Origin of the sequence: Amycolatopsis sp. NPDC051102 (assembly GCF_040682815.1) — a bacterium.
GTDB lineage: Bacteria > Actinomycetota > Actinomycetes > Mycobacteriales > Pseudonocardiaceae > Amycolatopsis.
The window spans coordinates 709,365-732,289 of record NZ_JBFBBT010000002.1; the positions used below are offsets into that span (position 1 = coordinate 709,365).

Annotated in this window: 23 protein-coding genes and 2 pseudogenes; 11 read left to right on the top strand and 14 right to left on the bottom strand. The window is 71.1% G+C overall.

The features are described from left to right. Positions 1–51: 51 nt before the first annotated feature. The 3 genes from AB0M93_RS09230 (at position 52) to AB0M93_RS09240 (ending at position 2,936) form a co-directional block, all read left to right on the top strand. A complete protein-coding gene (locus tag AB0M93_RS09230) occupies positions 52–186 on the top strand; it encodes a hypothetical protein (RefSeq protein WP_364270098.1) in 135 nt (44 codons plus the stop codon). Positions 187–292: 106 nt separating this feature from the next. Continuing rightward, the gene (locus AB0M93_RS09235; protein WP_364270100.1) at positions 293–1,489 is read left to right on the top strand and encodes a YcaO-like family protein; all 1,197 of its coding nucleotides are present in this window, start codon (positions 293–295) and stop codon (positions 1,487–1,489) included. A 43-nt stretch (positions 1,490–1,532) separates the two neighbouring features. After that, positions 1,533–2,936 (top strand): TfuA-like protein, encoded by a 1,404-nt coding sequence (locus tag AB0M93_RS09240; RefSeq protein WP_364270102.1) that lies wholly within the window; start codon positions 1,533–1,535, stop codon positions 2,934–2,936. 14 nt (positions 2,937–2,950) lie between these two features. Here AB0M93_RS09240 and AB0M93_RS09245 read toward each other — a convergent pair whose 3' ends face one another. The 4 genes and pseudogenes from AB0M93_RS09245 to AB0M93_RS09260 all read right to left on the bottom strand — a co-directional run. Further along, a complete protein-coding gene (locus AB0M93_RS09245; RefSeq protein ID WP_364270104.1) occupies positions 2,951–4,594 on the bottom strand; it encodes an MFS transporter in 1,644 nt (547 codons plus the stop codon). A gap of 107 nt (positions 4,595–4,701) precedes the next feature. Further along, a complete protein-coding gene (locus AB0M93_RS09250) occupies positions 4,702–5,223 on the bottom strand; it encodes a MarR family winged helix-turn-helix transcriptional regulator (protein ID WP_364270105.1) in 522 nt (173 codons plus the stop codon). Beyond that, entirely contained in the window at positions 5,213–6,178 is a 966-nt protein-coding gene (locus AB0M93_RS09255) for an alpha/beta hydrolase (protein ID WP_364270107.1), read from the bottom strand. Before AB0M93_RS09255 ends, AB0M93_RS09250 begins: the two co-directional genes overlap by 11 nt. A 96-nt stretch (positions 6,179–6,274) precedes the next feature. Next, positions 6,275–6,595 (bottom strand): annotated as a pseudogene (locus AB0M93_RS09260) (alpha/beta fold hydrolase); the annotation flags it as partial. A 126-nt stretch (positions 6,596–6,721) separates the two neighbouring features. Here AB0M93_RS09260 and AB0M93_RS09265 point away from each other — a divergent pair. Beyond that, positions 6,722–7,639 carry an alpha/beta hydrolase gene (locus AB0M93_RS09265; RefSeq protein ID WP_364270109.1) on the top strand — a complete coding sequence of 306 codons (918 nt, stop codon included), beginning with the start codon at positions 6,722–6,724 and terminating at the stop codon, positions 7,637–7,639. A 25-nt stretch (positions 7,640–7,664) separates the two neighbouring features. On the opposite strand, the gene AB0M93_RS09270 is transcribed toward AB0M93_RS09265, so the two are convergent. The 5 genes from AB0M93_RS09270 to AB0M93_RS09290 all read right to left on the bottom strand — a co-directional run bounded on the left by AB0M93_RS09270 (position 7,665) and on the right by AB0M93_RS09290 (position 13,817). Beyond that, positions 7,665–8,069 carry a ribonuclease domain-containing protein gene (locus AB0M93_RS09270; RefSeq protein ID WP_364270111.1) on the bottom strand — a complete coding sequence of 135 codons (405 nt, stop codon included), beginning with the start codon at positions 8,067–8,069 and terminating at the stop codon, positions 7,665–7,667. Between the two features lie 111 nt (positions 8,070–8,180). Next, positions 8,181–9,575, bottom strand: a complete 1,395-nt coding sequence (locus AB0M93_RS09275) for an aspartate ammonia-lyase (RefSeq protein WP_364270113.1) — start codon at positions 9,573–9,575, stop codon at positions 8,181–8,183. Continuing rightward, complete coding sequence (locus AB0M93_RS09280; protein WP_364270115.1) at positions 9,572–11,167, bottom strand: APC family permease; 1,596 nt, start codon at positions 11,165–11,167, stop codon at positions 9,572–9,574. The genes AB0M93_RS09275 and AB0M93_RS09280 overlap by 4 nt, the downstream gene beginning before the upstream one ends. 20 nt (positions 11,168–11,187) lie before the next feature. Next, entirely contained in the window at positions 11,188–12,645 is a 1,458-nt protein-coding gene (locus AB0M93_RS09285) for an aldehyde dehydrogenase family protein (RefSeq protein ID WP_364270117.1), read from the bottom strand. Further along, positions 12,645–13,817 (bottom strand): aminotransferase class I/II-fold pyridoxal phosphate-dependent enzyme, encoded by a 1,173-nt coding sequence (locus AB0M93_RS09290; protein ID WP_364270119.1) that lies wholly within the window; start codon positions 13,815–13,817, stop codon positions 12,645–12,647. Before AB0M93_RS09290 ends, AB0M93_RS09285 begins: the two co-directional genes overlap by 1 nt. A 125-nt stretch (positions 13,818–13,942) precedes the next feature. Here AB0M93_RS09290 and AB0M93_RS09295 point away from each other — a divergent pair, with 125 nt between their 5' ends. The 4 genes from AB0M93_RS09295 to AB0M93_RS09310 all read left to right on the top strand — a co-directional run bounded on the left by AB0M93_RS09295 (position 13,943) and on the right by AB0M93_RS09310 (position 16,340). Then, positions 13,943–15,352, top strand: a complete 1,410-nt coding sequence (locus AB0M93_RS09295) for a PLP-dependent aminotransferase family protein (protein WP_364270121.1) — start codon at positions 13,943–13,945, stop codon at positions 15,350–15,352. A 3-nt stretch (positions 15,353–15,355) separates the two neighbouring features. Further along, on the top strand, positions 15,356–15,724 hold the full coding sequence (locus AB0M93_RS09300; protein WP_364270123.1) for a DUF202 domain-containing protein: 369 nt from the start codon (positions 15,356–15,358) through the stop codon (positions 15,722–15,724). Further along, positions 15,721–15,999 carry a DUF202 domain-containing protein gene (locus tag AB0M93_RS09305; RefSeq protein WP_364270125.1) on the top strand — a complete coding sequence of 93 codons (279 nt, stop codon included), beginning with the start codon at positions 15,721–15,723 and terminating at the stop codon, positions 15,997–15,999. The genes AB0M93_RS09300 and AB0M93_RS09305 overlap by 4 nt, the downstream gene beginning before the upstream one ends. A 77-nt stretch (positions 16,000–16,076) precedes the next feature. Further along, positions 16,077–16,340, top strand: a complete 264-nt coding sequence (locus AB0M93_RS09310) for a DUF1905 domain-containing protein (protein ID WP_364270127.1) — start codon at positions 16,077–16,079, stop codon at positions 16,338–16,340. 31 nt (positions 16,341–16,371) lie between these two features. Here AB0M93_RS09310 and AB0M93_RS09315 read toward each other — a convergent pair whose 3' ends face one another. Then, positions 16,372–16,980, bottom strand: a complete 609-nt coding sequence (locus AB0M93_RS09315; protein ID WP_364270129.1) for an Lrp/AsnC family transcriptional regulator — start codon at positions 16,978–16,980, stop codon at positions 16,372–16,374. After that, positions 16,905–17,363 (bottom strand): AsnC family transcriptional regulator, encoded by a 459-nt coding sequence (locus AB0M93_RS09320; protein WP_364270131.1) that lies wholly within the window; start codon positions 17,361–17,363, stop codon positions 16,905–16,907. Before AB0M93_RS09320 ends, AB0M93_RS09315 begins: the two co-directional genes overlap by 76 nt. A 122-nt stretch (positions 17,364–17,485) precedes the next feature. On the opposite strand from AB0M93_RS09320, the pseudogene AB0M93_RS09325 reads away from it, so the two are divergent. Beyond that, positions 17,486–18,726, top strand: a pseudogene (locus tag AB0M93_RS09325) (DUF6640 family protein). A gap of 20 nt (positions 18,727–18,746) precedes the next feature. On the opposite strand, the gene AB0M93_RS09330 reads toward AB0M93_RS09325, so the two are convergent. Continuing rightward, positions 18,747–19,373 (bottom strand): hypothetical protein, encoded by a 627-nt coding sequence (locus AB0M93_RS09330; protein ID WP_364270133.1) that lies wholly within the window; start codon positions 19,371–19,373, stop codon positions 18,747–18,749. An 89-nt stretch (positions 19,374–19,462) separates the two neighbouring features. Continuing rightward, positions 19,463–19,864, bottom strand: a complete 402-nt coding sequence (locus AB0M93_RS09335; protein ID WP_364270135.1) for a hypothetical protein — start codon at positions 19,862–19,864, stop codon at positions 19,463–19,465. A gap of 163 nt (positions 19,865–20,027) precedes the next feature. Here AB0M93_RS09335 and AB0M93_RS09340 point away from each other — a divergent pair, with 163 nt between their 5' ends. Further along, positions 20,028–20,570 (top strand): SRPBCC family protein, encoded by a 543-nt coding sequence (locus AB0M93_RS09340; RefSeq protein WP_364270137.1) that lies wholly within the window; start codon positions 20,028–20,030, stop codon positions 20,568–20,570. Then, a complete protein-coding gene (locus AB0M93_RS09345; protein WP_364270139.1) occupies positions 20,567–21,742 on the top strand; it encodes a zinc-dependent alcohol dehydrogenase in 1,176 nt (391 codons plus the stop codon). The genes AB0M93_RS09340 and AB0M93_RS09345 overlap by 4 nt, the downstream gene beginning before the upstream one ends. 64 nt (positions 21,743–21,806) lie before the next feature. Here AB0M93_RS09345 and AB0M93_RS09350 read toward each other — a convergent pair whose 3' ends face one another. Beyond that, the gene (locus AB0M93_RS09350; RefSeq protein ID WP_364270141.1) at positions 21,807–22,925 is read right to left on the bottom strand and encodes a hypothetical protein; all 1,119 of its coding nucleotides are present in this window, start codon (positions 22,923–22,925) and stop codon (positions 21,807–21,809) included.

Consider the following 22,925-nt stretch of genomic DNA (forward strand, 5'->3'; position numbering starts at 1 on the left):
TGCACCGCCAGGGAAAACCGTGAAAATGCGGCAACGGAAAGGAAACATGCCATGAACTCGCTTGTGCTTCCCACGGCTGTCGAACTGGAAGAGGACATCGCGGACACGCGTCCCGAACAGTTCTCGGCCTACATTTCCGTCTTCACCGAGGCGGCGTACGAGAACAGCGAACTCTGCGGCTCCTGAGTCGCGCAGGGCTGGTGGCACCGCGCATCACGGCGGGGCCGCCAGCCCGTTCCGCAGGTGCCGGACGAAGCAAGAACATTCGCCCGCACGACCGAATGGGAGGGAAATGACGCGACAGATGGCTCGTGCCGAGGGAGCGACGGCCGGCCGGGAAGCCCCCGGCTCGGTCAAAGTGGTGTTCGACGGAACGCATCGGAGCCGCCTCCCCGAACAGACGTGGCAGTGGATCGAGCCGAAGCTGCCCCGGCTCGGAATCACCCGTGTCGCGGACGTCACCTGGCTCGACGAGATCGGCATCCCGGTTTTCCAGGCGGTCCGGCCCAACGCCCTCACCCTGTCGGTTTCGCAGGGCAAGGGGATGAGCAAGACGCTCGCCCGGGTTTCCGCGGCCATGGAGGCGGTCGAGCTGTGGCACGCGGAGCACCCCCTCGCCGCCCCGGTCCAGGTGGGCACGGTCGAGGAGATGGAGCGCGTTGTCGGCTATCGCGTGCAGGACCTCCCCCTGACCGCGCGGCATCATCTCAATCCGGACTTGCGGTTGTCATGGCGGACGGCGCACCAGGTCGACGGCAACGACACGTCCCTGGTGCCCGCGGATCTGCTCCGGCTGGACTACCGGTTCGACCGGCGATGGCTCCCGCCGCTGTTCCGAGCCAGCAGCAACGGGCTGGCCAGCGGGAACACCCTGGCCGAGGCGCTGTTGCACGGAATGTACGAGACCGTCGAGCGCGATGCCATGGCACGCGCGGCGTCAGGCGGTCAGCCGCGGGCCGTGAATCCGGAGACCGTCGGCAACGCCGGCCTCGCAGCACTTCTGGAGCGATATCGGGCAGCACGCGTGCACGTCCAAATGCGCTTTCTGGACAACCCGTTCCGCATTCCGGTGTTCGACACCCGGATCTGGAGCGACGCGTTCCCGGCAACGTTCGCCGGCGCCGGCGCTCACCTCGACGCTGCGGTCGCCCTGTCACGCGCGCTCACCGAAGCAGCACAGTCTCGCGCCACGGCCATCGCGGGGGCGCGGGACGACATCGGCAAGGCGCCGTACCGGGAAGCCCGTGTCTTCGGAGTCCGGCGCTCGTCGGAGTCCCCGCCCTTCGCCGGCCAGGGCGATGCGGATCTTCCTTTCGACACGATCGAGTCTTCGCCGCTGCCCACCTTGGACGCGGAGGTGAAGCATGTGGCGAACAGAATCCGGGAAGTGACCGGTCACGCCCCCTTGTACGTCGACCTGACGCAACCGGACATCGCCATACCGGTGGTGCACGTCGTGTGCCCGGGAACCGCGTTGCAGGACCATTGACCACCACGCCGACCTGAATTTCCTCCAGCAGAGCGGACAATTCATGCCCCGATGTGTTCTCTTCGCCGGCCCGAGCCTGCCGGACGCCGCCGATCTCGTGCGCAACTCGGCCGTCGAGGTGTTGCCACCCGTGTCCGCGGGCGACCTCCCGCGGCTGTCCTTGACCGCCGGTGACGTGGTCGGCATCGTCGACGGCTACTTCCACCAGATCGGCGCAGTCCGGCACAAGGAAATCCTGGCGTTGCTGAGCGAAGGGGTCCGCGTTCTCGGCGCCGCCAGCATGGGCGCGCTTCGCGCGGCCGAACTGGACTCCTTCGGCATGGAAGGAATCGGCCGGATCTACGCGGACTACCGCGACGGACGATTGGAGGCGGACGACGAAGTCACGCTGCTGCACAGCACTCCGGAAGAGGGTCACCGGCCGCTTTCGGAACCGCTGGTGTGCATGCGGGCCACCCTTTCCCGGGCGGTGGAAGACGGTGTCTGCGACAGCGCGACCGCGGACCGGCTGGTCACCACACTGGCCGGCTGGCCCTTCGGACGTCGCTCCTACGGCAGCCTCGGCGCGGCCGGCAAGGAAGCGGGAATCGACACCGGGACTGTTCGCCGCGTCCGCGAGTACTGCGTGACCCACCGCCTCGACCCCAAACGCGACGACGCGCTCCTGTTGCTCGACGCCCTGGACCGGGCCGGCCGCGGCGAGCGCTCCACACCACCCACGGTTCCGGCAGTCAACCGCACCTCCTTCCTCTACCTGTGGCAGACAGCCGCGTCAGGCCTCGACATCGGCGACTCCCCGCACCACGGTCACCTCGGCGCGCTGCGCGCCTGCCAGCTGTTCGCGGACGACTACCCCCGGTTCCACCGGAAGGTCGTTCTCCAAGCACTCGCGGCGGCCTGCGCCGAGGAATGCGGGCCGATTCCACCCGCCGCCGACGACGCAGCGCTGGCGCACATCGCCCTCCGGCACGGCGAGCACCGTGGTCTCTACCGGTTCCCGGCCGATCCGGCCCGGCTCGGGTTCCTCGCGCACTGGCTGACCGGCACCGAGCGTGCCACCCTGACCCTCGCCGAGCAGCTGATCACGTTCCTGGTACGCAGTTTCCGGGTGAATCCCGGTTTGACCTGGGAGGAACTGTCGATTGAGCAGCTGCGGGACCGGCCTTGCTGGAAGGACGCGCGACACATCGTCCAGCTCGCCTGGGAGGTCAACGATCGCGTGTTCACCGAGCACCAGGAGCGCCACGTGAACGACCTGTCCTCGGAGAAGATCCTCGGCTTGATCGCGCAGCGATGGGGCGTCGCCCGCGCCGACCTCGAGCCGGCCGCGATGGACCGCGGCCTCGAATCGTCGGACAGCTTGACCATGGCGGCTCGCGCCTTCCACCTCCTGGCGCGCTACAACCCGGAGCTCGTCCGGCTCGAGATCGAGGCAGGAGCCGGCTGACGGGCCGGCTGCGCTCAGGGGCGATCGTCTGCGTCGAATTCGGTGAACACGTCCCGGTTTCGCCGTCGGCCCAGCATCGTCAACGCGATGAGGGCGGCCGCCGCGGCGGCTATGCCGCACACCAGGTAGCCGATGGCGTAGGCGTGGGAGAGGGCGTGGAACGCGACGTCCTTGAGGGGGTTGAACGGGATCGGTGTGCCGTTGGGCCCCGGCACCTGCGCCGGGACGCCGTTCTGCCCGAGCGGGCCGGACTTCACCGCGTGGACGGCGGCTTCCACCGCCGGGCGCTGTGCGGCGGGGACGTGCTCCGGTGCGGCGTAGAAACTGTCCAATGCGGACTTGAGGGAAGGGGACGAGGCGATTTGGGCGTTGATCGCGTTCGCGGCGTTCGTCAGCGCGATCGCGCCCACGATGGCGGGCCCGAGCGTCAGGCCGCCGTCGCGCAACATGCTCGTCGCCCCGCTCGCCATGCCGGCTTTGGACGTCGGGACGCTGTTGACCGCGACGACGGTGATGGAAGTGACGGCCAGCTTGAACCCGGCGCCGACGACCAGCAGCGGAGCCGCGACTGCTCCGATGGAGAGGTTCGTGGCCGGAATGGCGGCGAGCACGAAGTCGCCGATCCCGATCAGCGCCATCCCGGTCCCGAGCACGACGCCCGGGCTGAAGCGCTCGACCACCCGGGTGCTGACCGGGAACAGCACCACGCCCATCACGTTCAGGCAGAAGAAGCCGAGGGACGTGGCGAGCGGGGTGTACTCCTGGATGGCCGACAGCCGGATGCTCGTCGCGTACGCGGTGCCCAGGTAGGCGAACATGCCGACGACGGTCACCACCGCGGAGACCGTGAACATCCGGTTGCCGAACAGGTCCAGGCGGATCAGCGGCCGGTCCACCCGGCGCTCGATCACCACGAACAGCACCATGAACACGACGGCCACGACGAACCCGCCGATCACCGGAAGGCTGCCCCAGCCGTCGTCGGCGCCCTGGATCACCGCGTACAGCAACGCGAACAGGGACACCGCGATGGTGATCTGGCCCGGCCAGTCGAGCGACCGGCCCACCGGCGCGGCGGAGTTCTGCGCCCCCACCAGGGTGATCGCACAGCTGACCACGGCCAGGACCGCCATGGCGAGGAAGGCGTAGCGCCAGCTCGCGTACTCACCGCCGGAATGGGGGATGCGGGCCAGCAGGCCGGCCAGCACCGGAGAGATGAAACCGGCGCCGGTGAGGGCGGCGGCCCAGATCGAGATGGAGTGCGCGCGCTGCCGGACGCCCTGCGTCCCCGCGGCGAGCATCGCTATCGACGTCGGGAAGATCGCCGCGGCCCCGATGCCGGAGATCACCTGGCCGGTGATGAGCACCCCGGTGCCGCCGCTGGGCGTGAAGAAGCCGAGGAGGCCGCCCACGGCCATCAGCGCGGCGCCGGCGGCCAGCAGCCGCTTGCGTCCGAAGAGGTCGCCGACCACGCCGAAGGACAGCTCGAGCAGCGTCACCGGAACCAGGAAGGCGTCGGAGATCCAGGTCAGCGTCGTCGACGTGGTGTGCAGGTCCTGGTTGATGAAGCCGTTGATGACGGCCGGGATGGACAGGCCGATCTGGGCGATGGCGACGGCGGCGGCCGCGGCCACCAAGGTGCCCCGTCGGAGCTCCACTGGTGCAGCCGGGCCGGAAGGGGCGACGGTCTCACTCACGATTGTGAAGCAAACCACACCGAAAACCAGATGTACAGGTTTCCTTACTATCGCCGGAAGGCCGGCTTCTACCGGGACTTTTCGTCCACCGGGCGTGGTGATGGGTCACTTTCCACCCCGCGCTCGAGCAGGGCACGGCGACACAGTTCCAGCGAACGTTGCAGTTCACCGGCCTGACCGTCGGAAAGCAGCGAGAGCATCCGGTCCTGCAACGCGGCCACCTGCGGCCGGAGCCGGTCGAGCAGCCGCTGGCCGGAGGGCGTCAGGGCGATGACGAGGCGGCGGCGGTCGGCGGGGTCGCGATGGCGCTCGATCAGTCCCCGGTTCAGCAGCGTCGTCACCATGTCGGCCATGCTCTGGTCGGTGACGAACGAGTGCCGGGCCAGGCGCGCGGCGGTGAGGTCGGGGTGGCGTTCGAGAACGGTCAGCGCGGTGTACTGCAGCGTCGTGATGTCCGCCGGCCGGACGAGCGCGTCGAGTCCGGCGCGCACGGACAGTTCGACCTGCTTCACCAGGTACAGCAAAGTCGACGACGTCGCCGCCGGATCGCCCGAACCGGCCCGGTGCACCTGAGTGTCACTAGTGTCCATAGTCAGCCAGGACCTCCCTGGACAACCATCGTAGGCGCCCCGCCCGGCGCACGAACGAGTCGCCGAGCCACGTGTGGATGTCCTCGAGTGCCGCCTGTGCCATCGGGGTGGGATGGCCGGTGAACCCGTGGGGTGAGTCGGGGTAGACGCGGACGTCGACGTCCGCCCCGGAGGCCGACAGCCGGGCGGCCATGGCCAGGTTGTCGTGGAGCAGGATGTCGTTCTCTCCGACGACCATGAGGATCGGCGGCAGGTCGGACAGGTCGGCGTAGATCGGCGAGAGGTCCGGGTCCGTGCGGTCCGGTGCTGTCCCGGCGTAGGCATCGAGGAAGTACTCGTCGGCGATCAGACGTCCAGCCGGTGTCCGGGCGCTCAGGTCGTAGGTTCCGCACTGCAGCACGGCACCGGTGCATGCGGAGACTCCCCGATCGCGCAGGCGCAGCAGCGTCGTCATCGCCAGTGTTGCACCGGCCGAGAAGCCGCCGACAGCGAGCTTCGCGGTGCCGAAGCGGCGCTGGGCGTGCTCGACGAGCCAGAGCGCGGCGGTTTCGCAATCGTCCGGAGCGGCCGGCCACGGATGCTCCGGCGCGAGCCGATAGTCCACGCTCGCCACGACGACGCCGAGTTCGTCGGCGAGCCGGCGGTTCCGGATGTCGCTGCGGGCGGCCGATCCCATGAAGAAACCGCCCCCGTGGATCTCGAGGAACACGCCGTTCACCGCCGTGTCCACGGGAGTGTGGATCCGCAGCGGGACGCTGCGGCCGCCGGCGGTGACGAGTTCTTCGACAGCGGGCGGGTTCGCGGGGGCAGGCTTGGCGGCACCGGCTCGGACCGCGCGCAGCTCCTCCACGCTGCTCGGACCTCGTCCGGCCGCGCGGTTTTCGTAGAAGGCGCGTGACTCCTCGACGAGAAGCCGCAGGCGAGGGTCGATCAGCTGGGCCAGTCCGAGGCGCATGGATACTCACCGTACAGAGTGCCCTTCACGGCCTGCTGAGCGGCGACGTGCGTCGGGACGTCCACCGCACGCGTGATGTTCCGGATCCGGGGCGCCGCTCAAGGTGCGGTAGGTGGCGGCGTCGATCGCGGGGCCCGGCAGCGGCAGGTCGAGGTAGGCGAGGCGGGTGGTGTCGCCGGGGAACTGGGCGGCGTACTGGAAGGCCACCGCGGCGCCGAAGTCGTGCCCCACGACGGCGGCGTGGCGGAGGTGGAGCCGGCCGGCGATCAGGGTGTGCACGTACCGCGCCAGGGTGGCTTTGTCGTAGCCGGCCGGAGAGCGGCTGCTGTCCCCCAAGCCGGGGAGGTCGACCGCGGAGACGGTGTGGTGCCGGGCGAGCGCGGGCATGACCGGCCACCAGCCGTACCAGGTCTGCGGCTTTGCCGGGCGCACGCCGGTCCGGCACGGAATCTTGCCGGTTCGGCAAGACGACGAGAGCGGCCGATCGGGTTGTGTCAAGATCAACCGCACGGGACGCGACGGCCGGACGGACGGGAGCAGGACGTGAAGACAGTGGACGCGGGAGTCCTCTCGGTGGCCTACCTGGAGGACGGTCCCGGCGACGGGTGGCCGGTCGTTCTGGCGCACGGGTTCCCGTACGACGTGCACGCCTACGACGAGGTCGTCCCGCTGCTGGCCGCCGAGGGCGCCCGGGTCATCCGGCCGTGGCTGCGCGGCTTCGGCCCGACGCGCTTCCTGACCGACGCCACGCCGCGCAGCGGGCAGCAGGCGGCGCTCGGCTCCGATCTCGTCGCGCTGCTGGACGCCGTGGGTGTGGACACCGCCATCCTCGCCGGGTACGACTGGGGCGGCCTGGCCTCCTGTGTCGCCACGGCCTTGTGGCCCGGACGCGTCGCCGGGCTGGTGAGCCTGGCGAGCTACGACGTCATCGACATCGACCGGCAGAAGCGTGCCTTCGAACCCGCTGTCGAGCACGTCGTCTGGTACCAGCATCTGTTCCAGACCGAGCGGGGGCGGCAAAGCCTGGCCGCGCACCGCCGGGAGCTGTGCCGCATGCTCTGGCAGCAGTGGTCCCCGCACTGGCGGTTCGACGAGGCGACCTTCGACCGGACCGCCGAGGCGTTCGCCAACCCGGACTTCGTCGACGTGGTGATCCACGCCTACCGCCACAGCTTCGGCCTGGCCGACGGCGACCCGGCCCACGCCGAGCAGGAAGAGCGGCTCACCCGCCGTCCGAAGATCACCGTGCCGGCGGTGACCCTCGACGGGGCGAGCGATCCGCTCAAGCCCGGCGGCACGGCGGACCAGGCGGGGATGTTCACCGCCCGCCACGAGCACCGGGTCATCGACGCGGGCCACAACCTTCCCCAGGAGGCGCCCGCCGCCTTCGCCGACGCCGTCCTGACCGTCCGGAAATGGCTGCGCGAGGAGGATCACGGGCAGCAGGCGCCCTCATCCTGAAGGCGGCTGCGCCCGCCGCACGGCCTCAGATCTCGTAGAAGTCCGTGTAGTGGTTGGGCGAGAACCACACCACGCCGGTGGTCAGGTCGACGATGATCCGGTAGGCGTCGCGCGCCGCGCCGCACGTCCGCGGATAGACGTCGAACTCGCGGTACGAGTGGCCGGCCGGCAGCTCGCCTTCGCGGTTGGAGTAGGTGCCGCCCGCGTAGTTGCACTTGCCGCCGGGCCAGTCGTACCAGCCGCGCGTGCCGGGGTAGCCCATGCTCTGCCAGGTCGTGTCGGCCGAGCGGGCGTCCGAGCAGCGGGTCTGCGTGCAGGAGCTGTACACGGCGGCGTCGGCGACCGTGGTGCTGGCACCGAGCGTGGCAGCGACCGCGGTGATGGTCACGGCGAGCCGCTGCGCGGTCCGGGAAAGCAGGGAAGCGGGCACGGAACCTCCTCGTCTCGTACGGGCACCGGAATGGTGGCTGCCGCAGCTCGCCGGAAGGCGACCGGGACCGTGCCGATCCGGTGAACTTCCGGCAACGGGCGCGGGCCGAGCTCACCCGAGCGGAGCGGACACCAGCGCTTCGGGCGCGAGCAACGCGTCCAGCTGCTGCCCGCTGAGCAGCCCCCGCTCGATGACGATGTCCGTGACGCGGCGCCCGGTCTTCAGTGCCTCCGTGGCGACGTCGCTCGCCGCCGCGTACCCGATGTGCGGCGTGAGTGCGGTGACGACGCCGATCGACCGTTCCACGGTGGCGCGCAGGTGCCCGGCGTTCGCGGTGATCCCCGCGACGCAGTTGCCGGCGAGGGCCCGGCATACCTCGGTCAGGTGGGTCACGGACTCGAACAGGCTGTGCACGATGATCGGTCCGAAGGCGTTGAGCTGCAGCTGGCCGCCTTCGGCGGCGAGGCTGACGGTGACGTCGTTGCCGACCACCTCGAACGCGACCTGGTTCACGACCTCCGGGATGACCGGGTTGACCTTGCCGGGCATGATCGACGACCCCGCCTGGACCGGCGGCAGGCCGATCTCCGCGAACCCGGCGACCGGCCCGGAAGCCAGCAGCCGCAGGTCGTTGCAGATCTTCGACAGCTTGAGGGCGGTGCGCTTGAGCACGCCCGACAGCTGGACGAACGCCCCGACGTCCTGCGTGGCCTCGATCGGATCGGCCGCGCGGGTCACCGGCAGTCCGGTGATCTCGCGCAACCGGGCGCAGGCGAGCCCGGCGTACCCGGGCGGCGCGTTGAGGCCCGTCCCCACGGCCGTGCCGCCCAGGTTGACCTCGGCGAGCAGGGCACACGCCTCCCCCAGCCGCTCGACGTCCTCGCCGGCCATGGTCGCGTAGGTGCCGAACTCCTGGCCCAGCGTCATCGGGACGGCGTCCTGCAGCTGGGTGCGCCCCATCTTCAGCACGCGAGCGAACTCGCGGGCCTTCCCGGAGAACGCCGACGCCAGCCCGGTCATGGCTTCCTGCAGCCGGGGTACCGCGAACAGGAGGGCGACCTTCACCGCCGTCGGGTAGACGTCGTTGGTCGACTGGCTCAGGTTGACGTGGTCGAGCGGGTGCACGGTGGCGTAGTCCCCGCGCGGCCGGCCGAGGATCTCCAGCGCCCGGTTGGCGATGACCTCGTTGGCGTTCATGTTGGTCGAGGTGCCCGCCCCGCCTTGGATGACGTCGACGACGAACTCCGCGTGCAGTGCCCCGCCCCGGATTTCGGCGCAGGCGGCGTCGATCGCAGTGGCGATGCCCGGGGCCAGCACCCCGGTCTCCGCGTTCGCCCGGGCCGCGGCCTGCTTGACGCACGCCAGCGCGACCACCAGGTCGGGGTAGGCGCTGATCGGGATGCCGGTGATCGGGAAGTTCTCGACCGCCCGCGCGGTGTGCACGCCGTAGTAGGCAGAAGCGTCGACTTCCCGGTCCCCCAGCAGGTCGTGCTCGCGGCGGTTCACGCGGTCACGCCCGCTTCCGCGACCACGGGCACCTGCGAGCGGATGTGCGCGGCCGACCTCGCCCGCCCCCACCGGTAGCACAGCACGGCGACGACCGCGACCAGCACCGAACCCCACGGCTCCCTGATCCAGCCGAGCCCGCCGTAGGTGCCGAGCAGGGAGATCAGGACATCCGCGGCGAGGAACACGCCGAACCAGGCGCCGTCGCGGATTTCCCGCCACGGCCGGCGGTGGGAGCCGAGGTGGTTGGCGGCGAGGTACACCAGGAACAGCACCGCGAGGATGATGAAGCCGTCGCGCCCGTTGCGCCAGCCGGCCCAGAAGATGAGCAACGCCGACACGATGAACGAAAGCCCGGAGAACACCGGGGCGTACCGCAGCCACGGTCGCTCGTCGGTGCGGCCCGGGTGCAGGTCGATCGTGCCGGCCGCCACGGAAGCACCGGCGTAGACGACCGCCAGGAAGAATCCCGCGACCTTCACCAGCTCGTGCCACGACTGGAAGACCAGGAGGAAGAAGATGGCCACGGCGAGGTTGACCAGCAGGGCCCGCCGGGGAATTCCGGATCCACTGTGGACACCGCTCACCCGTGACGGCAGCATGCGGTCTTCCGCCAGGCCGTAGGTGACGCGCGCTTTCCACCCCGTGCTGGTGAACAACGTGCCGGCGGGGGCGACGACCGAGTCCACCACCAGCAGGGTGCCTAGCCAGTGCAGGGAAAGCAGGACGGCGATCTGCGCGAACGGCGACCGGAAGTCCACCCCCGACCACCCGGTGGCGGCCACGAGACCCGGCGGCACGCCGACGAGGTAGGCCACCTGGAGTCCGATGTAGAGGGTCAGGACCGCGGCGATGGCGGCGAACATGCCCAGCGGCACGTCCCGGCGCGGGTTCCGCGCTTCACCCGACATCACCGCGGGGGTCATCACCCCGGCGAAGGAGAAGAGCAGGCCGGCGCTGGTGATGGCGGTCAGCGTGGCGCCCATGCCGTACGGCGCCCAGCCGCCCCCGGCGTCGATGCTGTGCGAGCCGAAACCGCTGGCGAGGAACAGCACCACCGTCACCAGGGGTACCAGGACCTTGAACACCACCAGGACGTTGTTCACCCGGGCCAGCAGCACCACGCCGAAGTAGTTCAGCACCACGAACACGACGAGGAGCACGACCGCGAGGAGCAGCCCGAGCGGGGTGAGCCGCCCGCCGGCGAACAGGCCGGGCCAGTAGCTCGAGACGTACTGGATGATGGCCGTCGTCTCCCCCGGTGTCGCCACCGAGATCTGGACGAACGCGGCCCAGCCGACGATGGCGCCGACCAGCGGGCCCGACGTCAGCCGCGGCCACCGGACGTTGCCCCCGGCCAGCGGCCAGGCCACGCCCAGGTGCGAGTAGACGAGCCCGACGAGCGCCGTCGCCGCGCCGGCGACGAGCCACGAGACGAGCGCGAGCGGGCCCGCGGTCTGCGCCGCGTAGTGGGACGCCAGCAGCCATCCCGAACCCATCATGGTCGTGAACGCCATGGAAGCGAGGGAAAACCACCCCAGCTTCTTCTTGAGCCTGGCGTCGTTGATCCCCCGTGCAGCCGGTGCCTTCATCGTCACGCCTTCCTGGGCGGTCAAGGCCGACCGGTCCCGTGGTTGTGGTGGATCGTCTGGACGGAGGACAGTTCGGTGATCGCGAAGGCGGGTCCTTCCCGCCCGAGCCCCGCGTTGCCGTCTCCGCCGAAGGGCATGCCGTCGAAGCGCAGGTCGGTGTCGTTCACCACCACGCTGGGGTGCGGCAGGACCGCGGTGGCCGCCGACACGGTGTCCAGCCGGCTGGTGAACACCGAAGCCTGCAGCCCGTCGGTCCCACCCGCGATCTGCAGCGCCTGGGCGAGGTCGGCGACCGGCCGGATCGCGGTGACGGGGCCGAAGACCTCCTCCCGCCAGATGCGGGCCGACTCGGGCACGTCGCGCAGGACGAGCAGCGGGCGATGGCGGGGCGAAAGGGGCGACGGACCGTCGAAAAGCCGCTTGGCGCCCCGGTCGAGCGCGTCCGCGGCCAGCCGGTCCACCCGGGCGACGGCGTGCTCGTCGATCATCGGCCCCAGGTTCGTGGCCGGATCGGCCTTCCGGCCGGCCACGGTTTCGGCGAGCCGCTCCTCGAGCCGGGCGAGGAACGCCTCGTGGACCGGCTGCTCGACGAGCACGGCCTGCGGGTGGAGGCAGTTCTGGCCGGCCGCTCCGCGGGAAGCGTCCGCGAGCCGGGCGGCCGCGAGGTCGAGGTCGGCGTCCCGGGTGACGATCGCCGGGCAGACGCCGCCCAGTTCCAGGACCACGCGGCGGGTGCCGGCCACCGCCTCGACCGTCCGCCGCAGCCGCGGGCCGCCGGTCCCGGTGATCGCCCGCACCCGCGGGTCCGACACCAGCGCCGGCACGACGACCTCGCCCCGGCCGAGGACCACCTGCAGGCCGGCCACCGGTGCGCCCGCCCGCCAGAACGCGTGGCAGAGCAGGAGCGCGGACACCGGGGTCCGCTCGTCCGGGCGCAGCACGGTGCGGTTGCCCGCCGCGAAGGACGGGCCGATCTTGTGCGCGACCAGGTTCAGGGGGTCGTTGTACGGCGTCAGCGCGGCCACGACACCGAGCGGGCGGTAGCGGAAGAGACCCGAGTGCGTCGCGAGGCGGCTCGTCGAGTCCACCGGGATCACCTGCCCGGCCACGGTCCGCGCCGCCACGACGCTCAGCTTGAGCGTCTCGAGGCACCGGTTCACCTCGGCCCGGGCTTCCCGGACCGTCTTGACTCCCTCCGAGGTGATCGCGTGCGCGAACACGTCGAACTCGTCGCCGACGATGCCGATCACGTCTTCGAGCACGCGGATGCGTTCGTGCAGCGGCATTTCCGCGGCGCCGGCCGCCGCGGCGACGGCCGCGTCCACCGCGCGCGCGTCGTGCCGCGGGAGGCGGGCCACGGTGGATCCGTCGTCCGGATCGAGCACCACCAGCTCGTCCTCGCCGGTGACGTCCATCGTCTTCACCGCGGCCTCGACGTGCCGCAGCAGCTCGGCGCGCACGTCGGCCGCCCCGGTCATCAGCGCGATCCGCTCTTGTCGAGCGCGGCGTACACGTCTTCGATGACGTCTTCCTCGTCCTCGATGCCGACGGAGAAGCGGATGAGCCCCGGATCGACGCCCGCGGCCCGCAGTTCCTCGGTCGTCATGGCGGCTCCCCACATGGCGGCCGGGTGGATGACGAGGGAGCCGACGTGGCCGAGGCTCGAGGCGTGGCGGGCGTACTGCAAGCTGGTGACGAAGGCCGACGCCGCCTCGTACCCGCCTTCGAGGGTGAACGACAGCATGCCGCCGAAGGCCGACATCTGGCGCGCGGCGATCTCGTGGCCCGGGTGCTTTTCCAGGCCGGGGTAGTTCACCGCCGTCACGGCCGAGTGCTCTTCCAGCGCCTTCGCCAGCGCCAGGCCGTTGGAGTTGTGCCGCGCCATGCGCACCGACAGCGTCCGCAGCCCGCGCAGCAGCAGCCACGCGTTGAAGGGGGCGAGCACCCCGCCGAGCACTTCGTGGGTGTGCCAGACCCGGTCGATCAGCTCACCGGTCCCGACGACGGCTCCGGCCAGCAGGTCGGAGTGCCCGCCGAGGTACTTGGTGCAGCTGTGCCAGGAGAAGTCGCTGCCCAGGTCCAGGGGCTGCTGGTTCAGCGGGGTGGCGAAGGTGTTGTCGGTCGCGACGTACGCGCCGGCGGCGTGCGCGATCTCCGCCACCGCGCGGATGTCCGTGATCTCCAGCAGCGGGTTGCTGGGCGTCTCGAGCAGGACCAGCCGCGTGGTGTCCCGCATGGCGGCTTCGAACGCGGCCGTCGAGGTCTGGTCGACGAAGGTGCACTCGACGCCGAGCCGCGGAAGCACGTTGTAGCAGAGGTTGCTGACTCCGGCGTAGATGCTCTTCTGCACCACGACGTGGTCGCCGGCCTTGAGCAGGGCGAGCGCCAGCGTCGACACGGCCGACATCCCCGAAGCGGTCATCAGGGCCCGCTCCCCGCCCTCCAGGCGGGCGATGATTGCGGCGGCCTGCTCGTGGTTGGGGTTGCCCTTGCGGTTGTACATGTAGGGGTACAGCGGCTCGGTGGCCACCTCGGCGAGCACCGCCGCGCTGGGCAGCTCCCAGTTCGAGCCTTGGGCGATGGACGGCGTCACCGCGGCGTCCCAGTGCAGGGAGTCGTCCCCGTGGATGAGTGTTGTCGTGGTCTTCACGGCGATGACGCTACGACGCAACTGGCCTGTATCAGGAGAGGTCAGTTGGCATCTTCTGGTATGTTTTTTCCATGGTCGCTCCCGCCGAGCCGCGCGCACTGACCTCCATCAGCCGGTTAAAGGAGGTGATCGGTCCATGGCAGAACAGGCCAGGCCCGCTGTATCGGCGGCTGTCGCTGGCCCTCACGGACGCCATCCTCGACGGCCGGCTGGTCCCGGGTGACCGCCTGCCCTCGCACCGCCTGCTCGCCGACGGGCTCGGCCTGAGCCGGAGCACCGCGGTGCGCGCCTGCGAGGAGCTGCAGGAGTCCGGTCTGCTCAGTGCGCACGCCCGGTCCGGCAACTACGTGCAGCTGCCGGAAGGCAGCCGGACCAAACCCGGGCCCTGGCTGCCCGCCGCCGGACCGCTCAGCCGGCCCATCGACCTGTCGAAGGCGACGACCCGCGCCGACGACGACGTGGTCGCCGTCCTCGGCCGGGCCGCGGGCGACGTCGCCGCGCTCAAGGACCGGGACGGCTACGACGTCCTCGGCATCGCGGAGCTGCGGGAGGCCGTCGCCCGCCGGTTCACGCGCCGCGGCCTGCCGACGAGCGCGGAGCAGGTGCTCATCACCTCCGGTGCCCAGCACGGGATCGACCTCGTGACGCGGCTGCTCGTGCACGCGGGTGAACCCGTCCTGGTGGAGTCGCCCGCCTACGCGGGCTTGCTCGACCGGCTCCGCCAGGCGCGCGCCGACCTGACCGGTCTCGACATCAGCGAAACGGCGTGGGACGTCGAGCGGTTCGCGGACACGGCGCGGCGCACCCGCGCGCGGATCGCGTTCCTGACCCCGGACTTCCACAACCCCACCGGCCGGCTCATGGCGCAGCCGCTGCGCGAGGAGTTCGCGGAAGCCGCCGCGCGGGAACGGATCACCCTGGTCGTCGACGAGACCAACGCCGAACTCGCCCTGGACGACGACTTCGCGATGCCGGCCCCGCTGGCCGCGGTTTCTTCGGCGCAGGGCGCGATCACGGTGGGTTCGCTGAGCAAGTGCGTCTGGGCCGGGCTCCGGATCGGCTGGGTGCGCGCCGAACCGACCACGATCCAGCTCCTCGCGAACCTGAAGGTCACCTCGACCCTCAGCACGCCGCTGCTGGAGCAGCTGGCGGCGACCCGCCTCCTCGAAGACGACGCACTGGACCGCTTCCTGCGCGGCCGGCGGCCCCACCTCGCGCGTCGGCGCGAACTGGTGCTGCGGACCGCGCTCGACCTCGGGTTCACCCCCACCCGCCCCGTGGGCGGGCTGTCCAGCTGGGCCATGCTCCCGGCCGGGTCCAGCAGCGAGTTCGCGCGGACCGCGTTGCAGCGCCAGCTGTTGCTGCTGCCCGGAACGAGGCTGTCGCCGCACGGGGTGCTGGACCGGTTCATCCGGCTTCCGTACTCGCTCCCGGACGAGGAACTCCGCACGGCCTGCGCCACCCTCGAACTCGCCTGGCGAAGCTATGCCGGCTCCCGGCACGGCCCGGCCGGCTACCCCGATCCCGTGGTCTGACCGATGGGCGTCGTCCGACAGCCGCGGTGGTACGAAGAGGGCGAAGAGCCCGACTACCGGTTCACCCTCGCCAACGAGCGCACCTTCTTGGCCTGGCTGCGCACGGCGCTGGCCTTGACCGCCGGGGCGGTCGGCCTGACCCAGCTGGTGCCGGCCTTCCCGAGCGCCGGTCTGCGCACCGGCCTGGCCGCTCTGCTCGCCGTGACGGGCACCCTGCTGGCCACGTTCGCCTACCGCCGCTGGGCCCGGGTGCAGCGAGCCATGCGGAACAGCCGCCCGCTGCCGGCGGACCGGCTGCCCGCGCTCGCCGGCGGGGTCGCCGCCCTGGTCGGGGCCGTGGTGCTGATCGTCGTCCTCGTGAGCGCCCGGTGACCGACCCCGGGCTGCAGCCGGAGCGCACCGCGCTCGCCTGGCAGCGCACCGGCCTGACCGCCGCGGTCGCCGGCGTCCTGCTCCTGCGCACCGGCGTGCAGACCGGATCGGTGGTGGCCACGGTCGCGGGCTGCAGCGCCACCGGCGTGCTGCTCCTCGCGTGGCACGCCGCCCGCCGGCGGGATCGGCTACGGACGCGCCGGATCCTGGCCGCGACGGCGTTGACCACCGGCCTGGCCGGGGCCCTCACCGCCGCCCACGTGTTGTGGACGTGACGCGGGTCACTCTCCGATCGTGTCGAGGTGGCGGACCCGGCCGCTACGTATCAGGCACCTGAGAGGAAGTGGCCACCATGCACAAGGAGTTCACCGAGACGCTGCGGAAGAGCCCCGAGAAAGGCGGCTGGACCTACGTGGTCTGGCCGGGATCAGCCGAATTCTTCGGAACCCGTGGCCTGGTCAAGATCCGCGGCACCATCGACGGGCACCCGTTCCGGGCGTCCTTCATGCCGCTCGGCGACGGCACGCACAAGCTCGGCATCAAGGCGGAAACCCGCAAAGCCATCGGCAAAGAAGCCGGCGACACCGTCCACGTCGTCCTGCTCGAGCGGTTGTGATCCCGGGCCGGCCGGCATCGCGCCGTGACGGTCAGCCGCCGACGGCCGTCACCAGCCGGCCGGTGGCCACCAGGGAACCGGCCTGCTTCACCGGCCGGACCCGGACGCTGACCTCGTAACCGTCGATGGCCCGGATCGACGCGATGCGCGTCGTCAGATAGCGGTAGAGCGCCTCGGGGTCCCGGCAGATCACCACCGCCATCAGGTTGTCCGGTCCGCCGACCGCCACGGCCACGGCGACCTCGTCGTGCCGCGCGAGCTCCTCGCCGACCTCTTCCAAGTGCCGCGGGGCGACCCGGATCCAGATGGTCGCGTGCGAGCGGTAACCGAGCCGCTCGGGTAACAGGTCCACGTCGTAGTACAACGCGCCGGAACCTTCCAGGACGGCCAGCCGGCGCGCGACCCGCGCCTTCGTCGAACCGGTCTCGCGCGCAAGCCGGGCGTGCGTGGCGCGGCCGTCCCCCGCCAGCACAGCCAGGAGCGCGGCGTCCTCGGCGGACGGTTCGGCCGGCGGCCCGGCGACCTGCGGCAGTTCGCCGCGCAGCTCCTGTTCCTGCTCGGGGCTCAGGCGGCCGTCGTAGCCCGTCCAGTCCGACTGACCGCGCGGCCCGAACCGGTGCAGCAGCATTTCGATGCGCACCCCCAGCACCGAACGGACTTCGGCAGCTGCTGCAGCAGCACGTCGTTCCCACCCGCCGCGCCCCCGGCACGCAGCAGGCACATGACTTCCGCGCCCCCCGAAGTGATGTGGGCGAACGAAACCTCAGGACGCCGGGCGAGCGCGTCGGCGACGGCGTCGACGCGGTCGGGCCGGCACCGGATCCGGGCCACCCACTCGTCGTGGCGGTGCGCGGCGGGCGCGCTGCGCGCCAGCACCCGGACCACCCCGTCGCCGCGCATCGCGCCATAGCGGCGGGCCACCGTCTGCTCGGACACCCCGATCAGCTGCCCGACACGGCGGAAGGCGGCCCGCGGGGAGCACTGGAGCGCGTGGAGGATTTGCGTGTCAATGAGGTCGAACACGACTGAACTGTCGCAGATATCCCCGCTCGATGGCAGTAGATGACGGATACCGGCCTTTGTTTGGTGGGTCGGCGTGGTCGGCGGGCAGGCTGGTGATCACCGCCGGACAAGGAGAAGACACCATGACCACTCTCGTGATCGGGGCTCGGGGAAGCGTCGGCCGCCACGTCGTGACCGGGCTGCGGGCCGCGGGCGAGACCGTCCGCGCCTCCGTGCGCGCCCCGGCGCCGACCGGGCTGCCGCCGGACGTTCCGGTGGTCGTCGCGGATCTCGCCGCCCCCGAGACCCTGCGGACGGCGTTGGCCGGAGTCCAGCGGGTTTTCCTGTACGCCACGGCGACGGGCACCGCGGAGTTCGGCCAGGCCGCGCGGGAGGCCGGCGTCGAGCACGTCGTGCTCCTGTCCTCGGGCAGTGTGCTGCTGCCGGGCGCCCGGGGAAACCCGACGACCGAGCACCACCGGGCCGTGGAACGGACACTCGCGGACGCCGGAGTGCCGTGGACACCGATCCGTCCGCTGGTGCTGGCCGGCAACGCACTCGGCTGGGCGCCCTCCATCCGCGCGGAGGGCGTGGTCCGGTTGCTGCACCCGGACGCGTTGACCGCGCCGATCCACGAGCGGGACATCGCGGCGGTCGCGGTCGCGGCGCTGCTCGACCCCGGCTTGCCGGGTGTGTCCGAGATGCTGACCGGCGGCGAGCGGATCTCCCAACGGCACCAGGTGGCCGTGCTGGCCGAGGCCGCGGGCCGGCCCATCCGGATCGAGGAGCTCACGGCTTCCCAAGCGCAGCGGCACTTCGAGCGCTTCGAACCCCGGAGGTCGCGGCCTCGATCGTCGGCTTCATCACCTCCGCGGCGCGCGGTGGGTCACCGGCGACCCGCACCGCGCACCGGGTCCTCGGCCGCGAACCGCTGCCGTTCGCCCGGTGGGCCGCCGAGCACGCGGCTTCGTTCGCCTGAAACCCCTTGGGAGGAAACAACCATGGACGTCAGCATCGGCAAGGTCCTGCTCACGCTCACCTCGGTCTGGTCGGCGTGCGGGTCCTACCGCTTCGACTGGAACGAAACCCACATCCACAACCCCGATTGGCCCCCGCACGCGAAGTTCCACAACGCGCAGTCGATGAGCACCGGCGCCGTGCTGGGCAACGCCTGGAGGTGGCCACGGCGGCCGCGTCGATCTACTGGGTGACGCAGCTTTCCGCCACCCTGTACCCGGGAACCGCGCTGTTCGACCAGGCGCGACCGGGAACCGGGCAGACCACACCGCCGCGGTGGCGCGGCCCGCAGACGGTCGTGGCCGGCACCGCCTTGCTCGTCAACGCGCTCTCCTACGCGCTGGAACGCCGCCGGGTCGGCCCCTGACCGGCAACACCGAGGTCAGTTCACAGGCCGCCCATCTTCACGGGGAACTTCCGGATGGTCGCGGTGGTGGTGTCCGGGTCGTCCGGCAGCACCAGGTCGACCGGGTTCTGCAGCTGGTGCAGGTCGCCTCGCGGGGGGTACTGCGTGAGCCGGCCGACCAGCAGGGCCGGGGTCTTGGTGACCAGCACCAGCGGCTCGCGTCGGGAATCGGGCTGGTCGATGGTCATAGTGAACGGCAGGCTCAGGATGTGCTCGTACCGCGGCGGGTAATTCTGGGTGAGCTTGAGCATGCTCGCCGCGTCGGCATCAACGTCGTTCTGTTCCAGAGTGATCGTGCCGCCATCGTCGCCGGGCAGTTCGGCGCTCATCCTGAACCCGACGATCCGCAGCCGCCTGCTGTTGATCGGATCGTCCGGGTTCTGCTCGACCCGCACCTTCATGCCGCCTCGGAAATCCACGCTGACCAGCGCGGTCCTGATCTGCAGCGGCGTGTTGATCGCGAGCATGCTCATCGGGATCTCCGCCCCGACCGGCGGCAGGCCGGTCTGCCGGGGAGTGACAGCCTGAGCAGCGGACGCCCCGCCCACCAGCAGCACGGCGGCCATCCCGGCCGCCGCCACCGACCACGACCGCGCAAAGCGCTTCACCTGGCCAAACACCACGTCTCACCCTTCTCTGGAACTGGCCTTCCGACCCCTCCACCCTCGGGCACCCCACACCCGCACACCAACCGGATTCACCCCGCTGTGGAATGACCGCCGCCGCCCTCGGACGTCGGCTCGGTGGGGTAACCGACGAAGCGGAGGCCGGCCGGGTGGTCGCCGTCGGCCAACCGCACGACCTCGTAGACGGCACCCGGTCCGCCGGGGCGGAATGGCGGCAGCAAGGAGGTACCACGGCTTCCCAGCTCGTTGACGGCGTATCCGCGCTCTCCGGCAAGCGGACCGTCCAGGTGAACTGCCGAGCAGAAGGCGACATCCGGCATGCGGACCACCCGGTCCACGCCATGCAGGCGGGCGATCTCTTCGGCGGGCATGCCGGGATCGACCAGTACCCGGCGTCCGTCGGAGATCGTCATGCTCACCCGCCCGTCAGCGGTGCAGGGCCGGCTGCCGAGCACGCCTACGAGGTCGTCCATATCCGGTCACTCTTCCATCCGCCGCCCCGGAGCCGGCCTCGGCCACCGGCCCGGGCCGATCGGTGGGTTAGCCGGAGGGCCGAGGGGTAGCCGCCCCGGATCGGATGCGTCCCCGGGGCATGGCACACCTGGCCGGCGACAGGGCGCAGGCAAAGGAGATGCCGTGGAACTGACAGCAGCGACCACCATTCGCAAACCCGCGCCGGACGTTTTCGCGTTCTGGCGCGACCTGGAGAACCTCCCGGCGTTCATGGCGCACCTGGAGCAGGTCCGCACCACCGGAGACCGGACAAGCCACTGGTCCGCCAGTGCCCCCTTCGGCAAGGACGTCGAGTGGGACGCGGAAATCACCGAGGAAACCCCGGGCGAACGGATCGCCTGGCGCTCGACCGGAAAAGCCACCGTGCCCAACGCCGGCACCGTCTGGTTCACCCCCGCCCCCGACGGGGAGAGCACCGAAGTCAACGTCGTCCTGGTCTACGAGATCCCCGGCGGCGCGGCGGGCAAAGCGGTCGCCAAGTACTTCGGTGAGGAGCCGCACCAGCAGCTCGACGACGACCTGCGCCGGCTCAAGCAGGTCCTGGAGACCGGCGAGGTCGTCCGGTCCGACGGCGCTCCGTGGGGCAAGCGTGCACGCGAGGAATTCCCGCAGCGTCCCGCGCAACCGCTGTCGGACGCCGAGCTCGAGAAGGGACCGGACGCATGAGGGCGAACACCTGGGCGGGCCGCAACAAGGTCGAGGTCCGCGACGTCCCGGACCCGAAGATCCTCAACCACCGCGACGCGATCGTCCGGATCACCTCCACCGCGATCTGCGGCTCGGACCTGCACCTGGTCGACGGGTACGTCCCGACCATGCAGGACGGCGACGTCCTGGGCCACGAGTTCATGGGCGAAGTGCTCGAGGTCGGCCCGGGCGTCGATCCGGGCCGGCTGCGTGCCGGGGACCGGGTCGTCGTGCCCTTCCCGATCGCCTGCGGCGCGTGCGCCGCCTGCGCCGCGGACCTGTACTCCTGCTGCGAGAACTCCAACCCCAACGCCGGGATCGCCGAGAAGATGTTCGGTCACCCGGTCGCCGGGATCTTCGGCTACTCGCACCTGACCGGCGGCTTCGCGGGTGGGCAGGCGCAGTACGCGCGCGTGCCGTTCGCCGACGTCGGCCCGATCAAGATCGAGTCGGACCTGAGCGACGAACAGGTGCTGTTCCTCTCCGACATCCTGCCCACCGGCTACATGGGCGCCGAGATGTGCGACATCCGGTCCAGCGACGTGGTCGCGGTCTGGGGCGCCGGCCCGGTCGGCCAGTTCGCCATGGACAGCGCCCGGCTCCTGGGCGCCGCGAAGGTCATCGCCATCGACAAGGAGCCGTACCGGCTGGAGCTGGCGGAACGGGCGGGCCATATCCCGGTGAACTTCGAGGAGGTCGACGTCCGGTCCCGGCTGCTGGAGCTGACCGGTGGCCGCGGACCCGACAAGTGCATCGACGCCGTCGGGCTCGAAGCCACCCACGGCAGCGCGCACATCGCCGCCTACGACCGGATCAAGCAGGCCGTGCGATCGGAGACCGACCGCCCGCACGCGTTGCGCCAGGCGATCCTCTCCTGCCGCAGCGGCGGCGTGGTTTCGGTGATCGGGGTGTACGGCGGTCTGCTGGACAAGTTCCCGGCCGGTGCGTGGATGAACCGGTCCCTGACCCTGCGGACCGGGCAGTGCCACGTGCAGCGCTACATGAAGCCGCTGCTGCAGCGCATCGAACGCGGCGAGCTCGACCCGACCCGGATCATCACCCACACACTGCCGCTGGAGGAGGCCGGCCGCGGCTTCGAATTGTTCAAGAACAAGCAGGACAACTGCGAGAAGGTCGTCCTGAAGCCCTGACAGCACCCGGGTCCGGCCACCGCCGAGCCGGTGACCGGACCCGGGGGACGACCCCGGTGACCGCTCAGTCGTCTTCGGCTTCCTCGGCGCGTTCGCGGTTGCGCTGCTGCCGCTCCCGCTCACGCCGACTGTAGGTCGCCCGGCGGACGCGGTCCTCGTCTTCGACGCTCGAACCCAGCGCCCCGGCGACGATGCCCACGGAGGTCGCGAGCCACACCAGCTTGAGGTACGAAGCCGGTCCGGCCGGATGGCCGAGGATCTGGCCGAAGTAGGAGCCTTCGATCAGCACGATCGACGCCAGCAGCGCCAGCACGAAGAGGATGGCGTACATGCAGGCGACGCCGATCGACAGCGTCAGCGCGGTCGAGACGTTGTACAGCACGGCTTTCTGCCGTTCGAGGTGCCCGGACGGGGAATCCCAGAGGCGGTTGTGCACCATCAGCCAGCCCGACATGACCACGATCGCCAGTACCGTGATCCCGGCCAGCCGCAGCTCGGGCAGGGCTTCGGCGAGCTTCCAGAACGAGGTGGTGATGATGCCGTACGCGGCGGTGCCCGCCGCGGCCGCGGTGGCTCCGGCGAGGTTGGGCACCAGCCGCCACGGGCGGTTGTCCCGGATCATCCCGGCGAGCAGCCGCAGGCGGCCGCGCACCCCCACCAGGGCCAGGTGCTCGTCGGCGGCGCCGCGGCCGCGGATGTGCCGCGTCGGCGCCACCAGCTCCCGCAGCCGGTCGAGGAACCCCCGCGGCGGATCGGCCTCCTTCGCCGAGCGGCGCGCCACCGGGTGCCGGACCAGGTGGACGACCAGGCGGGACGCCCGGCCGCGCAGCCGCAGCGCACCCAGCGCGGGCAGGGACACCATCGCCACGCCGTGGTCGCCGTTGTAGTCCGACGCGATCGGCACCGTCCCGGCTCGCCGCGGCAGGTCGGTGATCAGCACCAGCAGGTCCCAGCCGTGTTCGGCCCGGCGCTCCTCCGCCAGGTCCAGTATGGGGATGTCGCCCTCCTCGTTCAGCGGGAGGGACTGCGTCTCGTGCTCGACGCGCCAGTCCGTCTCCTCGCCGAGGTCGCGGGCCAGGCGGGCGGGCAGGTCGTCCGCGATTCTCCCGGCGAGCTGCCCGGGCAACCCGTCATCGGTCAGCAGCCCCACCACCAGGGCCTCCGGCGCACGCTGAGCAGTCAT